Origin of the sequence: Pedobacter yonginensis, assembly GCF_003173595.1 — a bacterium.
Lineage (GTDB): Bacteria > Bacteroidota > Bacteroidia > Sphingobacteriales > Sphingobacteriaceae > Pedobacter > Pedobacter yonginense.
In genome coordinates, this window is record NZ_QGNZ01000001.1 from 1,513,425 (window position 1) to 1,534,732 (window position 21,308).

Sequence of the window (21,308 nt, forward strand, 5' to 3'; positions counted from 1 at the left end):
AACAATAAAATAATTAAAATATAACTCCAGACTTTCCACAAGGACGCTGGACCTTAAAACACCTCAATATCATGAAACTTAATTTAAACATCCAACCTTTAAACACTTGGTTGAACATTAACAATGAGCCTTTAATCATTTCAGGACCATGCAGCGCAGAAACCGAAGAACAATTATTAACAACAGCGCATTTATTGGCCGCAACAGGTAAAGTATCTGTTTTAAGAGCCGGAATTTGGAAACCACGTACCCGTCCGGGAGAGTTTGAAGGTATCGGAAGTATAGGTTTAGAATGGTTAAAACGTGCAAAAGCAGAAACAGGTTTACCTACTGCCGTTGAAGTTGCAAATGCAAAACATGTTGAAGAAGCTTTAGCTGCTGGTGTAGATATTCTTTGGATTGGTGCACGCTCCACCGTTAATCCGTTCACTGTGCAAGAAATTGCAGATGCTTTAAAAGGACATGATGTTCCGGTTTTAATTAAAAACCCTGTAAATCCTGATTTACAATTGTGGATTGGCGCCATAGAACGTATAAACGGTGCTGGAATTACTAAAATTGGTGCAATTCACCGTGGTTTCTCCTCTTTTGAGAAAAGCTCTTTCCGTAATGAGCCAATGTGGGAACTTGCCATTCAATTGAAAACATTATGCCCTGAGTTGCCAATTATCAATGATCCAAGTCATATTTGTGGTAACCGCGAATTGATCCCTTACATCTCTCAAAAAGCATTAGACTTAGATATGCAAGGCTTGATGATCGAATCTCACGTAGATCCTTCAGTTGCCTGGACAGATGCAAAACAACAAGTTACACCAGCTGCATTAGCCGAATTGGTAGATCGTTTAACCGTTCGCGAACCTGAATCTACCAACGAAGCTTTCGTAGATAAATTGGCTGATTTACGTAAATCAATTGATAAAATCGATGACATCTTATTGCAGAAATTAGGTGAGCGTATGGCCATTGTAGAAAAAATTGGCGAATTCAAGCGCGACAATCAAGTAACCATTTTGCAAGTTAACCGTTGGGATGCCATCATTAAAAAAGGTCATGCCTTTGCAAAAGCTTTAAAATTAGATTTAAACTTTACAGAGAAATTCTTAGAATTGGTGCACGGAGAATCCATTCGTAAGCAAACTGAAATTATGAATGCGGGTAAAGTGGCTCAAGGTATAGCTGCTGAACAACACCAAGAAGTGAATAAATAAGTTTAGGATTGGTCGTTTTGATGTTGAGCATAAAAAGTTCAGCGCTAACGACAAATCCTTTACACCAGCGCATTGCGAGGTAAAAAGGCGGGCTTAATATAATCTGGGTTCAATTTTAACACCCAAATAATTAAGAATAAAGCAATAAAACATCATTAGGATGCTGAAATAAATTCAGCATGACTGACAAATTATAAAAGATAGCTATAAGGCGTTGTCACCCTGAATTTATTTCAGGGTCTTTTTGGTTTTAAAAGATCGTTTGTAAGCCCGAACTCACATGACGGAAAAGACGTAAACACTACTTTTCCCTCGCAATGCTGATTTAAAATATAAACGTATTGTAGATACGAATGCTCATGGAAACCTTTAAAATGCAAATCGCTTTTTTGGTCAACGTGGTAAGCATTTGAAAACAACGCATTTAAGCATAAATAAATAATATAATGTCGAAAAACGCCTTAGTTTCTTTTAAAGGAAATAAGAATATTCATACGGAAATCCAACTTACCGGTTCTAAAAGTGAATGCAATAGAGCGCTGATAATTAGTGCTTTAAGCAAAAACTTAGTCAAGGTAGAAAATCTATCCAATGCTGCCGATACGGTTACTTTAAACGGAATTCTGAATAAGTTAGGGGTATGGAGCGATGAAACTGGAGAAAGTTCTGAACCGCAAACACAAGATTCTACACTGGTAGATGTTGGTCCGGCGGGTACAGCTATGCGCTTCTTATCAGCCTACTTATCTGCAAAAAACGGCAACTTTTTGTTAACCGGAACAGAAAGAATGAAACAACGCCCCATCGGAATTCTTGCAGAAGCATTGAAAACCATTGGTGCAGATATTTCTTACGCAGAAAATGAAGGTTTTCCACCTTTAAACATCATTGGGCCACTACACCAAAAAACCTCACAAGTTAAAATTAAAGGCGATGTAAGCAGTCAATACATTTCAGCATTGCTGATGATCGCGCCTATACTTCCACAAGGATTAACGTTGCAAATTGAAGGTGAATTAACCTCAAAACCTTATGTTGATATGACTTTGGACATGCTTGCTGAGGTTGGCATCAGCCATGCTTGGGAAGGCAATTCCATTACCATTGCAGCACAGCCATTTAAAATAGGAACATTAGTTGTAGAGCCAGATTGGAGTGCAGCGTCTTATTGGTATAGCATTGCCGCCTTGGCAGAAGAAGCAGAAATTAGCTTGCCCGCTTTAAAAGATAAAAGTCTTCAAGGCGATAGCCAGATTCAAAAAATCATGAAGATTTTTGGCATTGCAACAAGCAAAACTGAAAACGGAATCTCGATCAGCAATTTAGGCTTGTCTTTAGAAACCAATCAAATTTTAGATTTGAAAACATGTCCTGATTTAGCCCAAACGGTAATTGTTATTGCTGCTGCCTTAGGTAAAAACATGGCTTTTACGGGCTTAGAAACCTTAAAAATCAAGGAAACAGACCGCATTGCCGCTTTACAAAACGAATTGGCAAAAATCGGTGTCACTTTAACAGAAGAAAACCTGATTTATACGCTGAATACAGATGAGCTTCATTTCCCAGATAAAATTACGATTGCCACGTATGAAGATCACCGCATGGCTATGGCTTTCGCTCCACTAGCATTGCTGATAAATGAAGTAGAGATTGAAGAAATGCAGGTGGTAGAAAAATCTTATCCTTATTTTTGGGAAGATTTGAAAAAAGCAGGTTTCGACGTAAAAGAACTGTAAAACGAAGCATCCAAATGTTAAACAAAAGAAATAAGATCAATATCTCATATCTCAAGCATTTTATGTCTCATATCTTCCATCTAATATCTCATATCTAAAATCTCAAGTCTCACATCTAAAATCTATAATCCAACAAAAAACATGGCAGGCAACTCATTCGGACAACTATTTCGCATCACCACTTTTGGAGAATCTCATGGTATAGCCATCGGTGTAATTATTGATGGATGCCCGGCACAATTAGACATCGACATCGATTTTATTCAGTCAGAATTGGATAAGCGTAAGCCAGGTCAATCTAAAATTACTACCCAAAGAAAAGAAAGTGATACTGTTCAAATTTTATCGGGTGTTTTTGAAGGGAAAAGTACTGGTACACCAATTGCACTTTTGATTCCGAACGAAGATCAGCGATCTAAAGATTATGGCCATAATGTAGATGTGTATCGCCCGAGTCATGCCGATTACGTTTACGACGCCAAATATGGCATTCGCGATCATCGTGGCGGAGGTCGATCATCAGCCAGAGAAACCGCAGCACGCGTTGCCGCCGGAGCAGTTGCCAAATTATTGCTTAAACAGCATGGTATTGAAGTTTTTGCCCATGTAACCTCAGTTGGAAAAATTGATGCACCAAATTTAGAAACCAACGATCTAAGCGCCCTGCTTCAAATTAGAGAAGAAAATATTGTACGTTGTGCTGATCCTGCAACAGCGCATGAAATGATTGAATTTATTGATGCCGTGCGTAAAGATGGCGATACCGTGGGTGGTAAAATATCATGCATTGTAAAAGGTTGCCCAGCTGGTTTGGGCGAACCTGTTTTTGATAAGTTGCACGCAGATTTAGGAAAAGCCATGCTGAGTATCAACGCAGTACATGGTTTTGAATATGGCTCAGGCTTTGCCGGAAGCGAATTACTAGGCTCGCAACACAACGATATTCCTCAACCAAAAGCAGCCGATTCGAAAGTTTTTCAAACCAGAACGAATTTTGCAGGTGGCATACTTGGAGGCATTTCAAATGGAATGGACATTACTTTTAAAGTTGCTTTTAAACCTGTTGCCACCATTATGCATAACCAACAAACCATTAATGCAGCAGGTGAAGCTTCTGAAATTAAAGGAAAAGGCCGCCACGACCCATGTGTTGTGCCAAGAGCGGTTGTTATTGTAGAGGCTATGGCTGCGCTGGTTTTAGCTGATCAGTTTTTAAGGAATAAAGTAAGTATTGTTTAAATATAAAGCTTCACCCATGATCAAAATACTCCCTATTTTATTGGTTTTATGTAGTTTAAACTCATTTGCACAAAGCTACGCGGAGCAAATTGCCAAACATCGTGAAAATTATAAGCAGGATTTCATTAAAGAATCCTACTCTCCTTTAAAAGAAAAAGACCTAAAGAACTTGAATTTCTATGATGCAGATAGCACCTATAAAATTGAGGCTAAAGTCGAAATTTTGAAAAATGAAAAGATATTTAAAATGCCTACCTACGATGGCACTAGCAAAGAATTTTCTCGCTATGCCAGGGTAGCTTTCAACTTAAATGGAAAAGATTATCAGCTTACTTTATATAAGAGCATTGCATTGGCGAACAATCCTTTATACAAAGACTTATTATTCCTTCCTTTTACAGATGAAACCAATAATAAAGAGACTTATGGGGGCGGCAGATATATCGATTTGAAAATGAGTGATATCAAAAACGAAACCATAGAAATCGATTTCAATAAGGCCTACAATCCCTACTGTGCTTACAGTGGTGGGTATAGGTGTCCGGTTCCTCCAGAAGAAAATGACTTACAAATTCAAATTTTAGCTGGAGAAAAACTTTATACAGGAGAAAAAAAGCATTAAATTTATATAAATGCGATCAACTCATGTCAATTATTGTTTACAAAAAGGTTAAAAATACCTTTTTTAGTTAAAGTTTAAACCTTTATCTTTAATTCCTGTATTATCAGTACCCTTTATAAAACAGTTCCTAAATGATGTATAGTTGTTTAATAGTAGATGACAACGAGATCGAAAGAGATGCCATTGAAATGCACCTCAAGAAAATCTCGTCTCTACAAATTGTTGCCGTGTGTACCAACGGAATAGAAGCAGCAGAATTTTTGAATAAAAACGATGTTGATATCGTCTTTTCTGATATTGATATGCCTGAACTCTCGGGGATGTCTTTACTCAAAACATTAAAAAAACACCCTCAGTTTATATTTATCACTTCACATAGCCACTACGCCGCAGAAAGTTTTAATCTTGATGCAATCGACTTTATTGTAAAGCCTGCAACTTTCGAAAGACTATTAAAAGCCGCAAATAAGGCCATCGAATACATCGATTTAAAAAATTTGGTAGGAAAAGAGGTTATTGAAGAACCCACTCCGTCCAATTCGGATGATTTCTTTTTCTTTAGAGAAACCAAAGGGATTAGCAAACTGAAATACCATGATGTAATTTATATTGAAAGCATGGGCGATTTCTCTAAAATCTACACCGGTCTGGATAAGCATGTTGTATTGGTGAGTTTAAAGAATTTAGAAAAACAGTTGCCATCTTCCATGTTTAGAAGAGTACATAAGCAGTACATCATCAATATCGACCACATTACTACCTTAACCAACCACGAAGTACATTTGGATTTCAATTTTACGGTACCCATAAGTTCTTCCAACAGACAAGAGTTGTTAGAAAAATCTATCGAGAAAAAAACGCTCTCTAGATTTATGAAATAACTTTATGCTTTGATTCGCTTGACTTTGGATTTTCTCTTAAAGAAATGATAAACTGGCTTCCTTGTTTATAAGCTGCATTAACGGCTATTTTGCCATCCATTAAACTGATAAAGGTTCTGCATAATAATAGTCCTAAACCTGTACCTTTTTCTTTGTTGGTGCCTAAGGTGCTCACTCCAGAACCAAGATAGCCTGGCTTGTTAAAATGATTAATCTGTGCTGGCGACATGCCCACGCCTGTATCAGAAACTTTAACATTCAAGTAGCCGTTGGCGCGTTCTGTATCAATGGTTACGCTGCCCCCATTCGGTGTAAACTTAATGGCGTTGCTAATTAAATTTCTTAAAACCAGCGAGAGCATGTTTAAATCGGCGCTGCAATAAGTATCTTTTTCGATGTGATTGTTTACGATGATGTTCTTCTGCGAGGCGTGCTGCTTAAGGGTGTTAATTACCTCATCAGCAGTTTCCTGCACGTTTAACTCTTCCAAATATGGATTAAATCCCTGCATTTGGCTTGCTGCCCAATTCAGCAGGTTTTCCATCATGGTAGAGGTGTAGGTTAAATTATTCTTGAGGGAAGCCGCATAACGACTTAATTTTTCCTGCTCTATATTTCCATCCTCCAACATTTGGATAAAGGAAATGAGCGAGTTAACAGGCGTGCGCATATCGTGGCTCACCACACTAAAAATACGATCCTTAACCCTACTCAACTGCTCCAATTCGCGTTTTTGCAGATTAATAATTTTATTTAATCGCGTGGTTTTTCGCTGATTGAAGAATATGATAACCGCCGTTAAAAGCACCAATGTAATGCCTACCGTTAAAAAGATTTTCACCTTCCAATCGAACCTAATTTGCTGCTCTTGACTGCTGATTTTTTTATTAGAAATGATGGCCTGAAGTTGAGCACTTATGGAATCGCTTTTTTGGAGCTTCTTTGCGTTTTCCAACTCGTGTTTCTTCGTCAAATAATTAATTCTTTGCAAATCCTTATCCCGATCGCTGATTGCAAGTTCCTGCTTTCGCAGAATTAAAAGTTGTTGCTGTTGTTTGGCCAATAAGAATTGCCTTTGAAGTTCTCCATCCGTTATCTTTTGCCTCAATAAGTAGTCCTTTTCCTTCACACCAAAATCAATCCTCATTTGCTGGCGGGTAATTTCCTTTTCCTTATCTTCATTGAAAATCTGATCTTTAATCTCGACATATTGCTTGTAATAAGCTAAAGATCGATCAAAATCGCCCAATTCTTCGTAAGCCTCACTCAAGGCATAGGCAGAGTTCTTTTGGTTCTCAAAAAACTTATTTTCTTCGGCAACCTTGAAACTGTTGCTCAGCAAAACAACAGCATTATCATAGTCTTTTTGTTTTTTGTAAAAGTCGCCCAAGGCATACAGGCTTTCTGAATAATTGATTTTATTATCGGCCGTTTTGCTAATCTGAATGGCCTTTTGATAAGATTTTAAGGCGAGATTTTTATCGCCCATTTCGGCATACACATCCCCAATAGACTTGATCGACTCCGCCACAATACCCTGATCGTCAATATCTTCACCACCTTTTAATGATTTATTAAAATAGTCTAAGGCAATGGTTAGCCTTTGGTTTGGGGGGATTCCAATTTTAATCTGTTCTTCTTTTGATGCTGTAAAATAAGCCAAGCCCATACTTAGATGGACTACTGCTGTGCCCCTGCTTTTATCGCCCTCTTTTAAATATACGGTAAGTGCCTTTTTTAAATATTCTAATGATTTTGCTTCTTGATGTAAATCTTGATAAACCCCTGCAATATTGGTGAAGCAATTCGCCAAATCTTCCTCATCACCATATTTTTGGTAAAGCTCTAAAGCTTTCTGATTCATACCCAAGGATTTCGCATAATCAGGAATTTCCATGTACAGCGCACCTAAGCTTAAATAGCAGCCAGCAACCTGATTTTGATCTTTTAAAGCCGTAGCTTCTTTAATGGCATCAAAATAATTTTCCTCTGCCTTTTGATACTTATTAAAGCCATGATTGAATAGGCCTCTGCGGTAATAGGCATTAAAGGAATATCTTCTCAGGTTTAATTTCTGCGCCAGTTCAATGGTTTCGTCCACATACTCATCCACCTTTTCAAAGTTCCGCATTTTCATGTACTGCCGATACACTTTTGTTAAGATGATTAGCTTGGTTGAATCTGATTTGGTATTGTTCTGATTCAAGAGTAAAAGTGCATCCAGCTCTTTTTGTTGCTGCTGAGTTTGAGAAAAGCAATACGATGAAACGAAAAATACCAGACATAACAAAATGCTAACCCTTTTTGTAATTAGGGTTAACAGCTCATTTGATTGAGAGATTGTACAATATTTTAGTTGGTTAAACACAAAAAAATGAATAACTAATCAATATCGACCTTAAAATTTTGGGTACAGAGAATTACATCTCTCTTTTTGGGATGGTTATAGAGCATAGCGGGACAGAGTTTAAGGATAATTAAATAAAAGTAAGATAAAATTGTCATTACTACACAACAAGATTCATACATTTTGATAAAATTTATCCACTCACCATCAATGAAAATCTTCGGAAAATGACGCCTTAGTGTATGTTTTCTTCGATAAAGCATTTTTAGCGAGCCAAAACATCAATACATGCACTTCCAACTGCCGATGACATTGAAAGCCGCTATTTTTCATATCGTTTGGAGGAAAAGGTCTGTCTTCAGAAGTGAATAAAGCGGACAAAATTTTATTTTGGACCATCTAGGACACCAAAGGGCAGAAAAGTAGTGAAACAAATCTCAGGCGCAAAAGATGAGTTTTAAATCCCTGTGCTTTTTGTTGCAAAAGGCTATTTTGGCGACGTAAGACGTAAATTAAGACATCATACAGCCGCCAATTCACATTTTTTTTTAAAAGATGCTTGGGTATTTTGATGGATTGGCATCGTGCATCATTTTGTATATGGTTTCAATCACATCATCTACGGATGGTTTACTGAAATAATCTCCATCAGACCCAAAAGGTGGGCGATGTGCCTTTGCTGTTAATGTTTCCGGCTGACCATCAAGCAGAAAATACCCTTTTTGTTTTTCTAAAATTTGTTGCAAAATATATGCTGAAGCCCCACCAGGTACATCTTCATCAACCACTAAAAGCTTGTTTGTTTTGGCTAAAGATGTTGCGCAAACGTTTGTTTTATCGAAAGGCAAAAGTGTTTGAGGATCAATAATTTCCACCGAGATACCCATTGTTGCCAATTCTTCTGCTGCTTCTTGAATAATTCTAAGTGTAGAACCATAAGATACCACCGTAATGTCGGTACCTTCCTCTAGCACTTCAGCTTGACCCAATGGAACTGTGAAACTACCCACATTATTAGGCAGCTTTTCCTTTAAACGGTATCCATTTAAACATTCAATTACCACAGCAGGTTCATCTGCTCTGAAAAGCGTATTGTACATTCCAGCAGCCTGAGTCATGTTACGTGGTACACATAAATGCAAGCCTCTTAAAGAACCCAAAAGCATGCTAATTGGCGAGCCTGAATGCCAAACGCCTTCTAAACGGTGACCCCTGGTACGCACAATAACCGGTGCTTTTTGAATGCCTTTCGTTCTATACGATAGCGAAGCCAAATCATCGCTTAGCACATTCAAGGCAAAAATTAAATAATCTAGGTATTGAATTTCGGCAATTGGTTTTAAACCTCGCATGGCTAGGCCAATCCCTTGCCCCATAATGGTCATCTCACGAATTCCAGTATCGGTAATTCTTAATTCCCCAAATTTCGCCTGTAAACCGGCAAAACCTTGGTTAACATCCCCAATATTCCCCAAATCTTCCCCAAATGCCACAAGTCGTTGATCTCTTGCAAAATTTTCGTTGAAACAAGCGTTTAAAACTTCACGCCCATCAACCATTTTTGAAAGATGATTGTATTCTGCTTCAACAACTGCAATTTGATCGGGACTTTCTTTCCCGCCGGTATGCAGTTTTGAATTATATCTTTCGAAATTTAATTCGGTTTGTTTTTTATACCAAGCCAAAAATGCATCTCGCTCTGGAGAACTTACCTTAGCGGATAAACGAATGGCTTTGCGTGCCGCTGTAAATACTTCTCTGCGCTGTGCATCTGCGGTAGAGGCTAAGGCGGCACTTACTTTTGATAATTCTGGTTGGTGTTTTGCCAAACCATTTACAAAATCGATTACTTGCTTTTGTTCTGGTTTAATGCTATCCAAAAACTCATTCCAAGCTTCTTTTTGAGCATTTCTAACAAAAATCTTTGCATTTTTTTCTATTTCGGCAATTTCATCTTCGGTTACGATAGCCGATTCTAACATCCACTCCCGCATTTTTAAAATACAATCGTGTTCGGTTTCCCAAGCCAAGCGATCTTTTGATTTATAACGCTCGTGAGAGCCCGAAGTAGAATGACCTTGGGGCTGAGTAAGCTCTGTAACATGAATTAAAACAGGTACATGCTCGTCTCTACAAACCTTTATTGCATTCTCGTAAACTTCGCAAAGGGCCGGATAATCCCAACCTTTAACCTTGTAAATTTCATATCCCAAATGCTCAGCATCGCGTTGGAAGCCCTTTAGCACTTCAGAAATATCTTCTTTGGTGGTTTGGTATTTTGCAGGAACGGAAATCCCATAGGCATCATCCCAAATGGAAATGGCCATCGGAATTTGTAAAACACCCGCGGCATTTATGGCTTCGAAAAATACCCCTTCGGATGTAGATGCATTGCCGATTGTACCAAAGGCCACTTCATTGCCTTGTACGGAGAAGTTTTTTAAATAATCGAGTTCTTTATTATTTCTAAAAAGCTTAGAAGCATACGCCAAGCCAACTAAACGAGCCATTTGTCCGCCTGTTGGAGATATATCTGATGAACAATTTTTAATTTGCGTTAAATCGTTCCAGCTTCCATCTTCATTGATCGATTTTGTAGCAAAATGGCAATTCATTTGTCGCCCGGCCGAAAAGGGATCTGCTCCTTCGGTTGGGTTTGCATAAAGCTGGGCAAAAAACTCTTTGATGGTGGAGATGCCCGTTGCAAAGGCAAAGGTTTGATCACGATAGTATCCAGAACGCCAATCGCCATTTTTAAAAGCCTTAGCCATAGCGATTTGTGGTACTTCTTTACCATCTCCAAAGATGCCAAACTTCGCCTTACCTGTTAACACTTCTCTCCGCCCTAAAACACTTGCTTGCCTACTCTCGTAAGCAATTTTGTAGTCGTTTATAACAATTGATTTAAAATCGTTAAAACTTAATTCAGAAGCATCAATAGAATTGGTTATCAGTTTTTCATTCTGCATCGTAATCAAATATTGGTTGCGGCAAATATATACAAAATTAAAAGTTTGCCTTTATCCTTAATTGTAAAATTATATATGGGTTAGCAAATTATTATTAGAATGGTTTTATTTTCCTCTGGAAGCTGAAAAAAATAAAATTGGAATACTTTTTGTTTCCATCTTAAAACATTAAATTTGTTTTATAAAATTTATAAACACCATCAAACACATAAAATGATGAAAAAGATCTTAGTATTATTCGCTTTTGTATTGGGTTTCGGTATTGCTGCTAATGCACAAACTAAACCTGCAGAATTTAAATTTGAAGCTGAAACACATGATTTCGGTAAAATTGTAATGGGTAAACCTGTTACTTACGATTTTAAATACACCAACGTTGGCGAAGAGCCCTTAATTATCAGCAAAGCTGAAGGTAGCTGTGGCTGTACAGTTCCTAAATATACCAATACTCCATTGAAAAAAGGAGAAACTGGTGTAATTTCGGTAACCTTTAACGCAGCGGCTGGTCCATCTGCCTTTTCTAAAACTGTAACCATTACTTCTAATGCTAAAACACCTGTTAAAGTCCTTTACATTAAAGGTGAAACGGTAGCCGCATCATCAAAGTAATATTTTAGTTGATAATATTTAAAAAGTCCCGATTTTCATCGGGACTTTTTTATTTTTGTGGCATGCCAAAAATTTCACAAAAAGGCTTGCAGATGCCTGCATCGCCAATCAGAAAGTTAACCCCCTTTGCAGATCAAGCTAAACAAGACGGAAAGAAGGTTTTTCACTTAAATATCGGTCAACCTGATATTGAAACACCGGAAGGAATGCTAAATGCAATTAAAAATATCGACTTTAATGTTTGGGCCTATACCCCATCAGAAGGTACCCTAGCTTACCGTACAAAACTTACCGAATACTACAACAAACTGGGTTACAACATTAAGCCAGAAAATATTTTGGTTACCGTTGGTGGATCAGAAGCGATTACCATTGCCATGCAAACCTGTGTAAATGAGGGCGATGAAATTATCATTCCTGAGCCTTTTTACGCCAATTACAATGGCTTTGCATGCATGAGTAATGTTGTGGTGAAACCCATTCTATCATACATCGAAAATGGTTTTGCATTGCCTCCAATTGCAGAGTTTGAAAAATTAATTACGGAGAAAACCAAAGCCATCATCATCTGTAACCCAAATAACCCGACTGGCTATTTATACTCTAAAGAGGAATTGGAAGCCTTAAAAACGCTTTGCCTGAAATACGATCTTTTCTTGTTTTCGGATGAGGCATATCGGGAATTTTGTTACGATGGGCGGGAATTTATTTCCCCAATGCACATGGAAGGCTTAGATGAAAATGTGGTGATTATGGATACCGTTTCTAAACGTTACAGTGCTTGTGGTGCTCGTTTGGGCTGTTTAATTACCAAAAATAAGGAAGTGATTGCTTCGGGTTTAAAGTTTGCTCAAGCCCGGTTAAGTCCTGGAATGGTAGAGCAAATTGCAGGTACCGCCGCTGTGGACACGCCCGACATTTATTTTGAAAAAGTAAATAAGGAATATACTTTAAGACGTGATACCTTAGTTGGCAGATTGAATAAAATTGAGGGTGTGTTTTGTCCAAATCCGGGTGGTGCATTTTACGTAGTGGCTAAATTCCCGATTGATGATGCAGACAAATTTTGTCAGTGGATTTTGGAAGACTTTAATTACAACAATCAAACGGTTATGATGGCACCCGCAACTGGTTTTTATTCGACCCCTGGCTCTGGTAAAAATGAAGTGAGAATGGCTTATGTGCTCAACATAGATGATTTAAATACCGCAATGGATTGCCTCGAAGTGGCCTTAAAGCAATACCCAGGCAGAACAGTTTAAATAATTATTAATTTTATTTTAAAGGGAAGGATTGAAAAATCGTTCCCTTTTTTTTGTGGGCTGGGGAAGAGTAATTAGTTAAATCAACACATCTGGCGCAAGGATTCGCTTGGGCCTGTGGGTATTATTTATGGCAATCAAAGAGATCACATCAGCACAATCGGACGCTTGCGCTAGAGGAATAGTGGAGCCTTATGGATAGGCTCGTGGGTACATGGATTTTTTTGGCTGGTGTACAAATTTATTACATTTAGTTATCTTTTATTATTCTTGGATATACCTCAAATATTCGTTTAAACTAAAATAACCGCCATATTTACTATGACGGTTATTCGATGGTGGAGCCGAAGGGAGTCGAACCCTTGTCCAGTTGTGAGATAAATTATACCTTCTACATGCTTATTTTTCAATTGATTTTAGGGAAATAAACGGGCTGAAAACCGACCTTATTTAAATCCTTAGATACTTGATCTCACCTTGCGTCGTATCTCCACGAAGGCCAGCTTTGTTATTTCGATGCCCCAGATTCTAGCCTAACAATGCAGCAACTAGAGGGACAAAAGCTAATTAGTTCTAAACTAAGCAGCTAAGGCGTAAGTATTTTCGCCAACTAAAATGTGAACGTTCACTTTAAGTGCTCTCCGTACAACGCACTGCATGCTAACATAACTTTCGCCACCCCGTCAAATCCAAGAACGGCCCCAGCAAAAGTTTTCAAACTACAGTAGAAATCATAGCCTGAAGCCACAAAGATACAAATATCTAGCCAAATTTGTGCGAAGAATAGGTTTTGTTGGGGTAAAAAAATAAGAAAGCCTTTCAATCCTGATAAGGCTTTCTTAGTTGTCTATCCCTATATGAATAGGAAATCAAATTTAACCAGATCAATTAACTTATTCTGGGTATGAACAAACTGAACAGACAAAACGGCCTGTTCATATTTGGATTATAGATCTGAATAATCTGTAGGATAAATAAACAGCGTAACATTTTTTGACACATTATGCTGATACTGAGGCAATCCGCTTATTTTTTTATACTCTGCTCCAAATGCAGCCCAGTGTTTATCCCGATCTTCTTTATTGTTAAAGGTGGTTAGGTACATTAAATTTGGCGAATGACTACCCGAAATCACCTGACCGTAAAAAACGGCGTTGAAGTTTAAATTGGTAAAAATGCTGATTTCGGCATCGTTAAACATCCCGATTTTATTGAGCGATAAATTTTCGGTTGCAGCTTCGTAACTCCTTAATTCATAAACCCTTTCGTTTTTAGATGAGGTTAATTGCGGAAGTGCTGGCTCGGGCATTGCACTAAAGGCTTTTAATAAAATAGTTTCGATTCTGTTGTATGGCGCATTGTTATAGGCTGCGTTTAAATAAGATTTTCCCTGCTCCAAATAGCTTTGATCTTTAGCTAGCGCTTCATCTAATTTCAAAAAAGTATCAAACTTTTTAAATGGGATAAAAACATAAATCAATTGCTCGGCGGTATCTTTTGCAATTGGCTTAAACACTCCAATGTTGGCTATTCCTGCACGATGTAGGGCGGGCAAATAGGCGTCCTTTAAATAGCCATCTACCGTACTTTCTTGCGCCTGACCTTTAATGTGATAGATTTTTAATTGATAATAATATGGCGTTTTAGCATCTGATTTACTAGAACTTACCATTATAAGTACAAGAATAGATAATGCGAATTTGATAAAGGTAGCTTTCACGATTAAGTTTTTGAATGAATTAAAGAATGACTGAATTAGAGAATGAGTGAATGAATGAGTGACTGAATGAATGAGTGAGTGAATGACCGAATGAATGAGTGAGTGAATGACTGAATGAATGAATGAATGAGTGGAGGAGAGAATTAGCTAATTGGATAATTTGTTAATGTGCTAATGTATTGATTTAATCATTAAATAATTTGTTAATGTGATGCTTTGTCAATTAGCTAATTATTACCTCATTAATTAGGCGCTTTACCAATTGTCTGATTATCAACGTATTGATTAGGCGCTTTGCCAATTAGCTAATTACCACATTATCTCATTAGCTAATTGGTAGATCACAATGGCTCATTAGCTAATTAATAACCTCATTAATTAGGCGCTTTGCCAATTAGCTAATTAACACATTATCTCATTAGCTAATTGGTAGATCACATTGGCTCATTAGCTAATTAATAACCTCATTGATAAGGCGCTTCGCCAATTAGCTAATTATCACATTACTTCATTAGCTAATTGAATAAAGCTAGTTGATAAACCTAATTAACCCACTCCCATCGCATACAGAATAATATTGACGCCAAATTTAGTGTTGTCTTCTGCTAAGAAACGCTTATTTTTAAAATCATAGTCCCATTCGCATCCATAATCCTTATTGCTGTATAAAACCGCTATCCTATTGTTTATGGTGATGGCTTTTAAGTAATCGTGTACCAAATCATCGCCCCAACCATTAAGCTCGAATGATGTAGTGGGTGGTCCTTTTTCGAACTTAAAAAAAGAATTGTAGATGGCGTGACTATTGGGGATTTTCTTCAAAGCCTGTGCACCAAAAAGATTGCTCATTTGCGTTTCAAACGAACGGGCAAACAAACCATCTACATCGTGATTACAATCGTCAACAAAAACGAAGCCGCCATTATGCACATAGGTTTTAAAATTATTGGCCTCTTGCTTACTAAACTGAACGAGTTTATGACCACTTAAGTAGCAAAATGGATATTTAAAAATGTCGTTGGTGCTTAAATCCACAATCTTTTCTTCTTCATCCAAAGGGATGGTGGTGTACTCTAAAAGGGAATTCAGCAAATTGGAGGGCATCCGTTGGTCGGTATCCCAATCTCCAGAATTATATTTTATTCTCGCAAAAGTAAACTTAGATCTTTGCATCGTTCTAAAATAGCGCCAATTTTCATTAATTCAGATTTTAAAGTTACATATCTTGTAAATTTTTTGATATTGTTTAAACGCAAGGGCAAAAATAATGGCAATATGACCTATATTGAGGCACAATAAGTTCAAATCAAAAAAATAATTGTATTGGAGACTTCAGAAAGCAACATAAAAAATTTAATTGGCAAATTAAGTGCGTTAAAAAGCGAAATCCAGAAAGTAATCGTCGGCCAAGACCTCATTATTGAAGAAATGCTAATAGCCTTAATGGCTGGTGGACATTGCTTATTGGAGGGTGTGCCCGGCTTAGCTAAAACGCTGATGGTTAGAACAATGTCGCAAGCCTTAGATTTATCTTTTAGAAGAATTCAATTTACTCCCGATTTAATGCCGACTGATATTGTGGGTACGGAGATTTTAGAAGAAGACCACGTTACAGGCAAACGCTTTTTCAAATTTAACAAAGGACCTTTGTTTGCCAATATTGTACTTGCTGATGAGGTGAACAGAACCCCTCCAAAAACACAATCGGCACTTTTAGAAGCCATGCAAGAATTTGAGGTAACTTACGGAGGACAAACCTACCCGCTCGATCGTCCGTTTTTTATTTTGGCTACACAAAACCCTATAGAACAGGCAGGTACCTATCCCCTGCCAGAGGCGCAACTCGATCGTTTTCTCTTGTACATTAAAATAGGTTACCCCACGGCTGTTGAAGAAGCACAGATTTTGAGTAGTACCACAGGAGCCAAAAAAGCGGTTGTAAATCCGATTATTGGCGCCGAAGAGATTAAACAGCTACAAACGCTTACGCGTGAGGTAAGTATCAGCGATGATTTGATTAGCTATGTCAGCGAATTTATCCGTGCCACCAGACCAGATACCACAACCGTTCCATTTGTAAAGGAATGGGTTCGATGGGGTGCCGGACCGAGAGCTGGCCAAGCCTTAATTTTAACCGCAAAGGCAAGAGCACTTTTTCACGGAAGGTACGCGGTGATGATGGAAGATTTACAAATCATGGCCTACCCAGTTTTGAGACATCGCGTTTTAATGAACTTCAAGGCTGAGGCAGAAAATGTATCGTCTGATCAGGTTACGGATGAATTAGTGAAAGCGATTGCAAGACCCAAAACAAACATTTAATGAGTAAACTACTCGATCCTAAAATATTAATGGCGATTAAAGACCTTAATCTATCGGCGAAAACTACGATAGATGGCTTTATGAATGGCATTAATAAAAGTACCGTAAAAGGTGCTGGGTTAGAGTTTAGTCAATATAGAAGCTATCAACCGGGCGACGATTTACGTTCTCTCGATTGGAAAATGTTTGCCCGATCTGATCGATATTACATTCGAGAATCGGAAGTAGAAACCAATATTTCGATTCGGTTTTTAGTGGATGCCAGTGCATCTATGAATCATAGTGATGGCGATGTAACCAAAATTGAATATTCAAGATATTTAACAGCATGCCTAGCCTATTTGGCTAATTTGCAGGGCGATGCCATTGGTCTGTACATTTTTAAAAATGCCGAACTGTTTTCCATGGCGGCCAAACAGGATTATCAACACTTGGCAAGACTGTTCTTTCAATTGGAACAAATTAAACCGGAAGGAAAGTTTACAAAACCCATTCATTATAAAGAGATTTTTGCCGGTACACAAAAAAGAGAGTTGCTTGTTTTCGTAACCGATCTTTATCAAACCGATAACGAAATTTTCAATTTGTTGGATACCTTAAATACATTGAGGCACGAAATTGTAGTGTTCCATGTGGTATCGAGAAATGAAATGGAGTTAGATTTTAAAGGCTATACTGCTTTTGAAGATTTGGAAACGGGTGAAACGATACAAATCGACTTAGCAAAGGCCCGAACTGATTATAAAAACAAGCTCAATCTATATCTGGAAGACACCCGAATAAAGATGCTTGACAGGAGAATCTATTATAGAATGGTTTTTACAAATGAGCCTTTGGATGAGGCTTTGAGAGATTTTTTAAAACAAAGAAATAAGCAAAGAATTTAAGTTGCAGTTATTATATCCCATTGGTTTACTGGCACTTGCAGGTTTAATTATTCCTGTAGTTGTCCATCTATGGAGTATAAAACAAGGCAAAACCCTAAAAATTGGCAGTGTAGCCTTGCTGGGCGAAAGCGCCACATCGAGCGCTAAAAGCTTAAAGATAACCGATTTACTCTTGTTCTTTTTAAGGTGTTTAATCCTCATTTTAATTGCCTTTGTTTTGGCGCAGCCCTACCTCAAAAAAAGGATCAACATCAATAAAGATTCTGGCTGGATTTTAGTACAAAAAAATCAGTTTAATGAGGTTTACAAATCCAACAAAAAAACAGTCGATTCGCTTTTAAAACTTGGTTTTGAGCTACATAATTTCGATATGGGCTTTACTCAATTCCAACTGACAGACAGCCTGTTACAAGCTAAACCACAAAGCAATTTAAGCTATACATCGCTTTTTAATCAACTGAACAAGCAAGTACCCACCGGTTCATCGGTTTACCTTTTTGCCGATCATCAACTTAAGCATTTCGATAGTAATTTACCCAAACCAAACTTTAAGTTAATTTGGAAAGAAACAGCACATACCGATACCCTAAAAACCTGGCAGAAAAGCTTTTTGGGCAGAAATTACGATGCAAAATCAACACCTAGCCAAACAAGTTATGTAATACAAGAATCGCAAAACTTGCCGCCCATGTCTGTGCTGATTTTTGATCCTGAAGGGGCTGATTCTAAATATATAAGGGCAGGTTTAAACGCAATAAGTGATTTTACCAAACGAAAAATAGAAATCAGGAATTGGAATAGTCCTGTGCAAACCAAAGCTGATGTTGGCTTTTGGCTATCCGATCAGCCTATTGCCGAATTGAATTTAAGCAGGCTGAAAGATAGCGCCCGTGTGCTCAGTTATCAAAAGGGTAAAATTATCACTCAACACACAACATTGCTTTTAAATCAAAGCCAAAGTCAACCTATAGAATTAAGAAAAAGAATTGCGCTGGATAAAATAAGGGGTGCGCACATTTGGTCGGATGGTTTTGGGCAAGCCATTTTGATACTGGAAAACCAAAAACCTAGAAAGCAATTTCATTTTTACAGTCGTTTTAACCCACAATGGACAGATTTGATTTGGAACGAGCAATTTGTAAAAGCTTTGATTCCGATTGTTTTAAGCAACCAAGATGTAGCATATTTTGGTTTTGAAGATCACGCGCTCGATCAAAGGGTTATACATAAAACGCAATTTAATGCACCAAAAATCGGTCAATCAGGGCCCTACAATAAAATCGAAAATGAAAATTTGGATCACATCATCTGGTGTATTGCGTTTTTAGCATTAATGGTCGAACGAATTTTATCATTCAGAAAAAAACAAATATAAATGATGTTAAAAACTGAAGGAAGGAATTGGATTGAGCGCTTTAGATGGAAGTGGATTGCCCTTTATTTTGCGCAGATTGCTTTTCTAAGTTTGGCTATCGCCTTTATTTTATTGATTATCATTGCCCTATGCTACCCTTATACATTCGAAATTTGGCATCTAATTCTCGCATTTAGCGCTGTGTTGATTTGTTTTGTATTGCTCAAACCAACTTGGAAAATTAACAGCGCAGATGTCGCAAAATACCTGAATACGAAGTTTGTACAATTAGAAGAGAGTGCCGAACTGTTCTTAAAACCAAAATCTGAACTTACTTTGCTGGAACAGCTCCAGGTCGAAAAAATCAATCAACATTTACCAATTCCAGGAAGCCTAAACGAAGCTTGGAAAAAGTTGGCGCTTTGCCTTGCCTTCCTATTGATCACACTTGGAGGGGTTGTTTTGATGGACAAATATTATTGGTATGAGCAAGTTATTGAAGATATCTTTCCAACCCCAAGTAAAGCAAATCAAATTAAAGAAGTGATCCTTCCCGAAATTGAAAGTTGTCAGCTTCGCATTGCGCCGCCGAGTTACACCAGAAGAGCAGAAAGAACCCAAAAACAATTTACACTTAAAGCAGAAACGGGAGCTAAAATATCTTGGAGCATTAAAACCAATGGTTCAGTCAAAAAACTCAGAATCATTTTTAATGATAAGAATGCCTGGAACTTAAGCACTTCCGATCATCTAAACTGGAATTTCAGTAGAGTAATCTCGCAATCTGGCTTTTATCAATTGGAATTGAATGGAAAAAAATCCGACCTCTACCAAATGGAAGTAATTCCCGATTTTCCTGTTCGCATCAAAATTACTCAACCTAAACCCCACACCACCATTGATATTGGACAGGCAGCTAGAGTAATTTTAGATGTTACACTAACTGATGATTATGGAATTAGCGAAACGTACATTTCGGCCACGATGGCTAGTGGAAAGGGCGAAGGGGTAAGTTTTACTGAAAAAAAATTAAACTTTGGTGTTGAGGTGAATAACAAAACCAACATCAAGCTGAATAAGCTAATCGACTTAAAATCGTTGGGTATGAAGCCCGGCGATGAACTTTACTTTTTCGTCCAGGCGAAAGATAATCATGGCCAATCGAGCCGATCGGATGTTTATTTTGTGTCTATTGTTGACACAACGGAGTTAATGAGCATGGCTGGAATGACGAATGGGGTGAATCTGGTTCCAGAGTATTTTAGAAGCCAAAGGCAGATCATTATTGATACGGAGAAACTGTTGAAGGAACAGGGATCGCTATCTCCGGCAGAATTTAAAAACAGAAGCAATACGCTCGGAATAGATCAAAAGCTGTTGAGGTTAAGATATGGTCAGTTTTTGGGTGAAGAATCGGAAACCGAAATTGGTGGCGACCATGAACATGAAGAAGGTGACAGGCACGAGGAGGAGAAATTTGGGGATGCACAGGCCATTGCAGATAAATACTCGCATAAACATGATGTTGCAGAAGATGCCACCTTTTTTGAACCCGAAATGAAAGCGCAATTAAAGGCAGTTTTAGCAGAAATGTGGACTTCTGAATTGCGCCTAAGAACGTACAAACCACAAGAAGCTTTGCCTTTTGAGTATAAGGCCCTGCGTTTACTCAAAGATTTGCAACAAAAATCAAGAGCTTATGTGGCAAAAACAACGGTTAAAACTTCAAAATTGAAATTAGAAAAGCGGTTAACTGGCGAGCTGGATAAAATTACCGAACCGGTTCAAAACGCTACATTTGAACAAAAAAACCGTTCTATTGATGATTTAAAGATTCTGCTATCCGTTTTAGAAAATAAAAAAACAGGAAAATCATTTAGTTTAGGCGAGCGGCAATTGTTACGCGATGGCGAAAAGCAGTTAATCGTTCTTGCTTCCAGTCAACCCCTATCCTATTTAGCGGCTTTAAAAAGTTTACGCAAGATAAGCACATCCAATGTGGCTAATTTGAAAGATGTTGAATCCGTGCAGAAAGCCATTCAGAAATTAATTGGATTTGAACCCCTCAAACCACAGGCGAAAGTGGCTGGGCCAGACGTAAATTTATACAGGAGTTATTTTAATCATCTTAAAAATGCAGGCCGATAAG

At 37.9% G+C, this 21,308-nt stretch carries 15 protein-coding genes and 1 other RNA gene; 11 read left to right on the forward strand and 5 right to left on the reverse strand.

What is annotated here, in order from left to right:
• Positions 1-71: 71 nt before the first annotated feature.
• The 5 genes from DHW03_RS06635 to DHW03_RS06655 all read left to right on the forward strand — a co-directional run bounded on the left by DHW03_RS06635 (position 72) and on the right by DHW03_RS06655 (position 5,689).
• Positions 72-1,211, forward strand: a complete 1,140-nt coding sequence (locus DHW03_RS06635) for a chorismate mutase (protein WP_109924907.1) — start codon at positions 72-74, stop codon at positions 1,209-1,211.
• Positions 1,212-1,657: 446 nt separating this feature from the next.
• Positions 1,658-2,947 (forward strand): 3-phosphoshikimate 1-carboxyvinyltransferase, encoded by a 1,290-nt coding sequence (gene aroA / locus DHW03_RS06640; RefSeq protein WP_109924908.1) that lies wholly within the window; start codon positions 1,658-1,660, stop codon positions 2,945-2,947.
• A gap of 141 nt (positions 2,948-3,088) precedes the next feature.
• The gene (gene aroC, locus DHW03_RS06645) at positions 3,089-4,186 is read left to right on the forward strand and encodes a chorismate synthase (protein ID WP_109924909.1); all 1,098 of its coding nucleotides are present in this window, start codon (positions 3,089-3,091) and stop codon (positions 4,184-4,186) included.
• A 16-nt stretch (positions 4,187-4,202) separates the two neighbouring features.
• On the forward strand, positions 4,203-4,808 hold the full coding sequence (locus DHW03_RS06650; protein WP_109925035.1) for a DUF1684 domain-containing protein: 606 nt from the start codon (positions 4,203-4,205) through the stop codon (positions 4,806-4,808).
• A 131-nt stretch (positions 4,809-4,939) separates the two neighbouring features.
• Positions 4,940-5,689, forward strand: a complete 750-nt coding sequence (locus tag DHW03_RS06655) for a LytR/AlgR family response regulator transcription factor (RefSeq protein ID WP_109924910.1) — start codon at positions 4,940-4,942, stop codon at positions 5,687-5,689.
• Here the strand turns inward: DHW03_RS06655 and DHW03_RS06660 are convergent.
• Positions 5,679-7,979 (reverse strand): tetratricopeptide repeat-containing sensor histidine kinase, encoded by a 2,301-nt coding sequence (locus DHW03_RS06660; protein WP_165825368.1) that lies wholly within the window; start codon positions 7,977-7,979, stop codon positions 5,679-5,681. The genes DHW03_RS06655 and DHW03_RS06660 overlap by 11 nt on opposite strands.
• A 605-nt stretch (positions 7,980-8,584) precedes the next feature.
• On the reverse strand, positions 8,585-11,005 hold the full coding sequence (locus DHW03_RS06670; RefSeq protein WP_109924913.1) for an alpha-ketoacid dehydrogenase subunit alpha/beta: 2,421 nt from the start codon (positions 11,003-11,005) through the stop codon (positions 8,585-8,587).
• Positions 11,006-11,221: 216 nt separating this feature from the next.
• Between DHW03_RS06670 and DHW03_RS06675 the strand changes: the two genes are divergently transcribed.
• Together DHW03_RS06675 and DHW03_RS06680 are read left to right on the forward strand one after the other, a co-directional pair.
• The gene (locus tag DHW03_RS06675) at positions 11,222-11,614 is read left to right on the forward strand and encodes a DUF1573 domain-containing protein (protein WP_109925036.1); all 393 of its coding nucleotides are present in this window, start codon (positions 11,222-11,224) and stop codon (positions 11,612-11,614) included.
• Positions 11,615-11,676: 62 nt separating this feature from the next.
• Complete coding sequence (locus tag DHW03_RS06680) at positions 11,677-12,876, forward strand: pyridoxal phosphate-dependent aminotransferase (RefSeq protein WP_109924914.1); 1,200 nt, start codon at positions 11,677-11,679, stop codon at positions 12,874-12,876.
• Between the two features lie 336 nt (positions 12,877-13,212).
• Here DHW03_RS06680 and ssrA read toward each other — a convergent pair.
• The 3 genes from ssrA to DHW03_RS06695 form a co-directional block, all read right to left on the reverse strand.
• Positions 13,213-13,579, reverse strand: a transfer-messenger RNA (tmRNA) gene (gene ssrA / locus DHW03_RS06685).
• Positions 13,580-13,822: 243 nt separating this feature from the next.
• Positions 13,823-14,596 carry an NIPSNAP family protein gene (locus tag DHW03_RS06690; RefSeq protein WP_240618481.1) on the reverse strand — a complete coding sequence of 258 codons (774 nt, stop codon included), beginning with the start codon at positions 14,594-14,596 and terminating at the stop codon, positions 13,823-13,825.
• Positions 14,597-15,142: 546 nt separating this feature from the next.
• Complete coding sequence (locus tag DHW03_RS06695) at positions 15,143-15,769, reverse strand: DUF4159 domain-containing protein (protein WP_109924916.1); 627 nt, start codon at positions 15,767-15,769, stop codon at positions 15,143-15,145.
• Positions 15,770-15,919: 150 nt separating this feature from the next.
• Between DHW03_RS06695 and DHW03_RS06700 the strand changes: the two genes are divergently transcribed.
• The 4 genes from DHW03_RS06700 to DHW03_RS06715 are packed head-to-tail and all read left to right on the forward strand — an operon-like array spanning position 15,920 to position 21,307.
• Positions 15,920-16,918, forward strand: a complete 999-nt coding sequence (locus tag DHW03_RS06700) for an AAA family ATPase (protein ID WP_109924917.1) — start codon at positions 15,920-15,922, stop codon at positions 16,916-16,918.
• Positions 16,918-17,805, forward strand: a complete 888-nt coding sequence (locus DHW03_RS06705; protein ID WP_240618482.1) for a DUF58 domain-containing protein — start codon at positions 16,918-16,920, stop codon at positions 17,803-17,805. Before DHW03_RS06700 ends, DHW03_RS06705 begins: the two co-directional genes overlap by 1 nt.
• A 1-nt stretch (position 17,806) precedes the next feature.
• Positions 17,807-19,180 carry a BatA domain-containing protein gene (locus DHW03_RS06710; protein ID WP_165825369.1) on the forward strand — a complete coding sequence of 458 codons (1,374 nt, stop codon included), beginning with the start codon at positions 17,807-17,809 and terminating at the stop codon, positions 19,178-19,180.
• Positions 19,181-21,307, forward strand: a complete 2,127-nt coding sequence (locus DHW03_RS06715; protein ID WP_109924919.1) for a DUF4175 family protein — start codon at positions 19,181-19,183, stop codon at positions 21,305-21,307. It begins immediately after the preceding gene.
• Position 21,308 lies beyond the last annotated feature (1 nt).

Coding starts and splice junctions, on each gene's coding strand:
- DHW03_RS06635 (WP_109924907.1), top strand. CDS start 72: ATGAAACTTAATTTAAACATCCAACCTTTAAACACTTGGTTGAACATT.
- aroA (WP_109924908.1), top strand. CDS start 1,658: ATGTCGAAAAACGCCTTAGTTTCTTTTAAAGGAAATAAGAATATTCAT.
- aroC (WP_109924909.1), top strand. CDS start 3,089: ATGGCAGGCAACTCATTCGGACAACTATTTCGCATCACCACTTTTGGA.
- DHW03_RS06650 (WP_109925035.1), top strand. CDS start 4,203: ATGATCAAAATACTCCCTATTTTATTGGTTTTATGTAGTTTAAACTCA.
- DHW03_RS06655 (WP_109924910.1), top strand. CDS start 4,940: ATGATGTATAGTTGTTTAATAGTAGATGACAACGAGATCGAAAGAGAT.
- DHW03_RS06670 (WP_109924913.1), bottom strand. CDS start 11,005: ATGCAGAATGAAAAACTGATAACCAATTCTATTGATGCTTCTGAATTA.
- DHW03_RS06675 (WP_109925036.1), top strand. CDS start 11,222: ATGAAAAAGATCTTAGTATTATTCGCTTTTGTATTGGGTTTCGGTATT.
- DHW03_RS06680 (WP_109924914.1), top strand. CDS start 11,677: ATGCCAAAAATTTCACAAAAAGGCTTGCAGATGCCTGCATCGCCAATC.
- DHW03_RS06695 (WP_109924916.1), bottom strand. CDS start 15,769: ATGCAAAGATCTAAGTTTACTTTTGCGAGAATAAAATATAATTCTGGA.
- DHW03_RS06705 (WP_240618482.1), top strand. CDS start 16,918: ATGAGTAAACTACTCGATCCTAAAATATTAATGGCGATTAAAGACCTT.
- DHW03_RS06715 (WP_109924919.1), top strand. CDS start 19,181: ATGATGTTAAAAACTGAAGGAAGGAATTGGATTGAGCGCTTTAGATGG.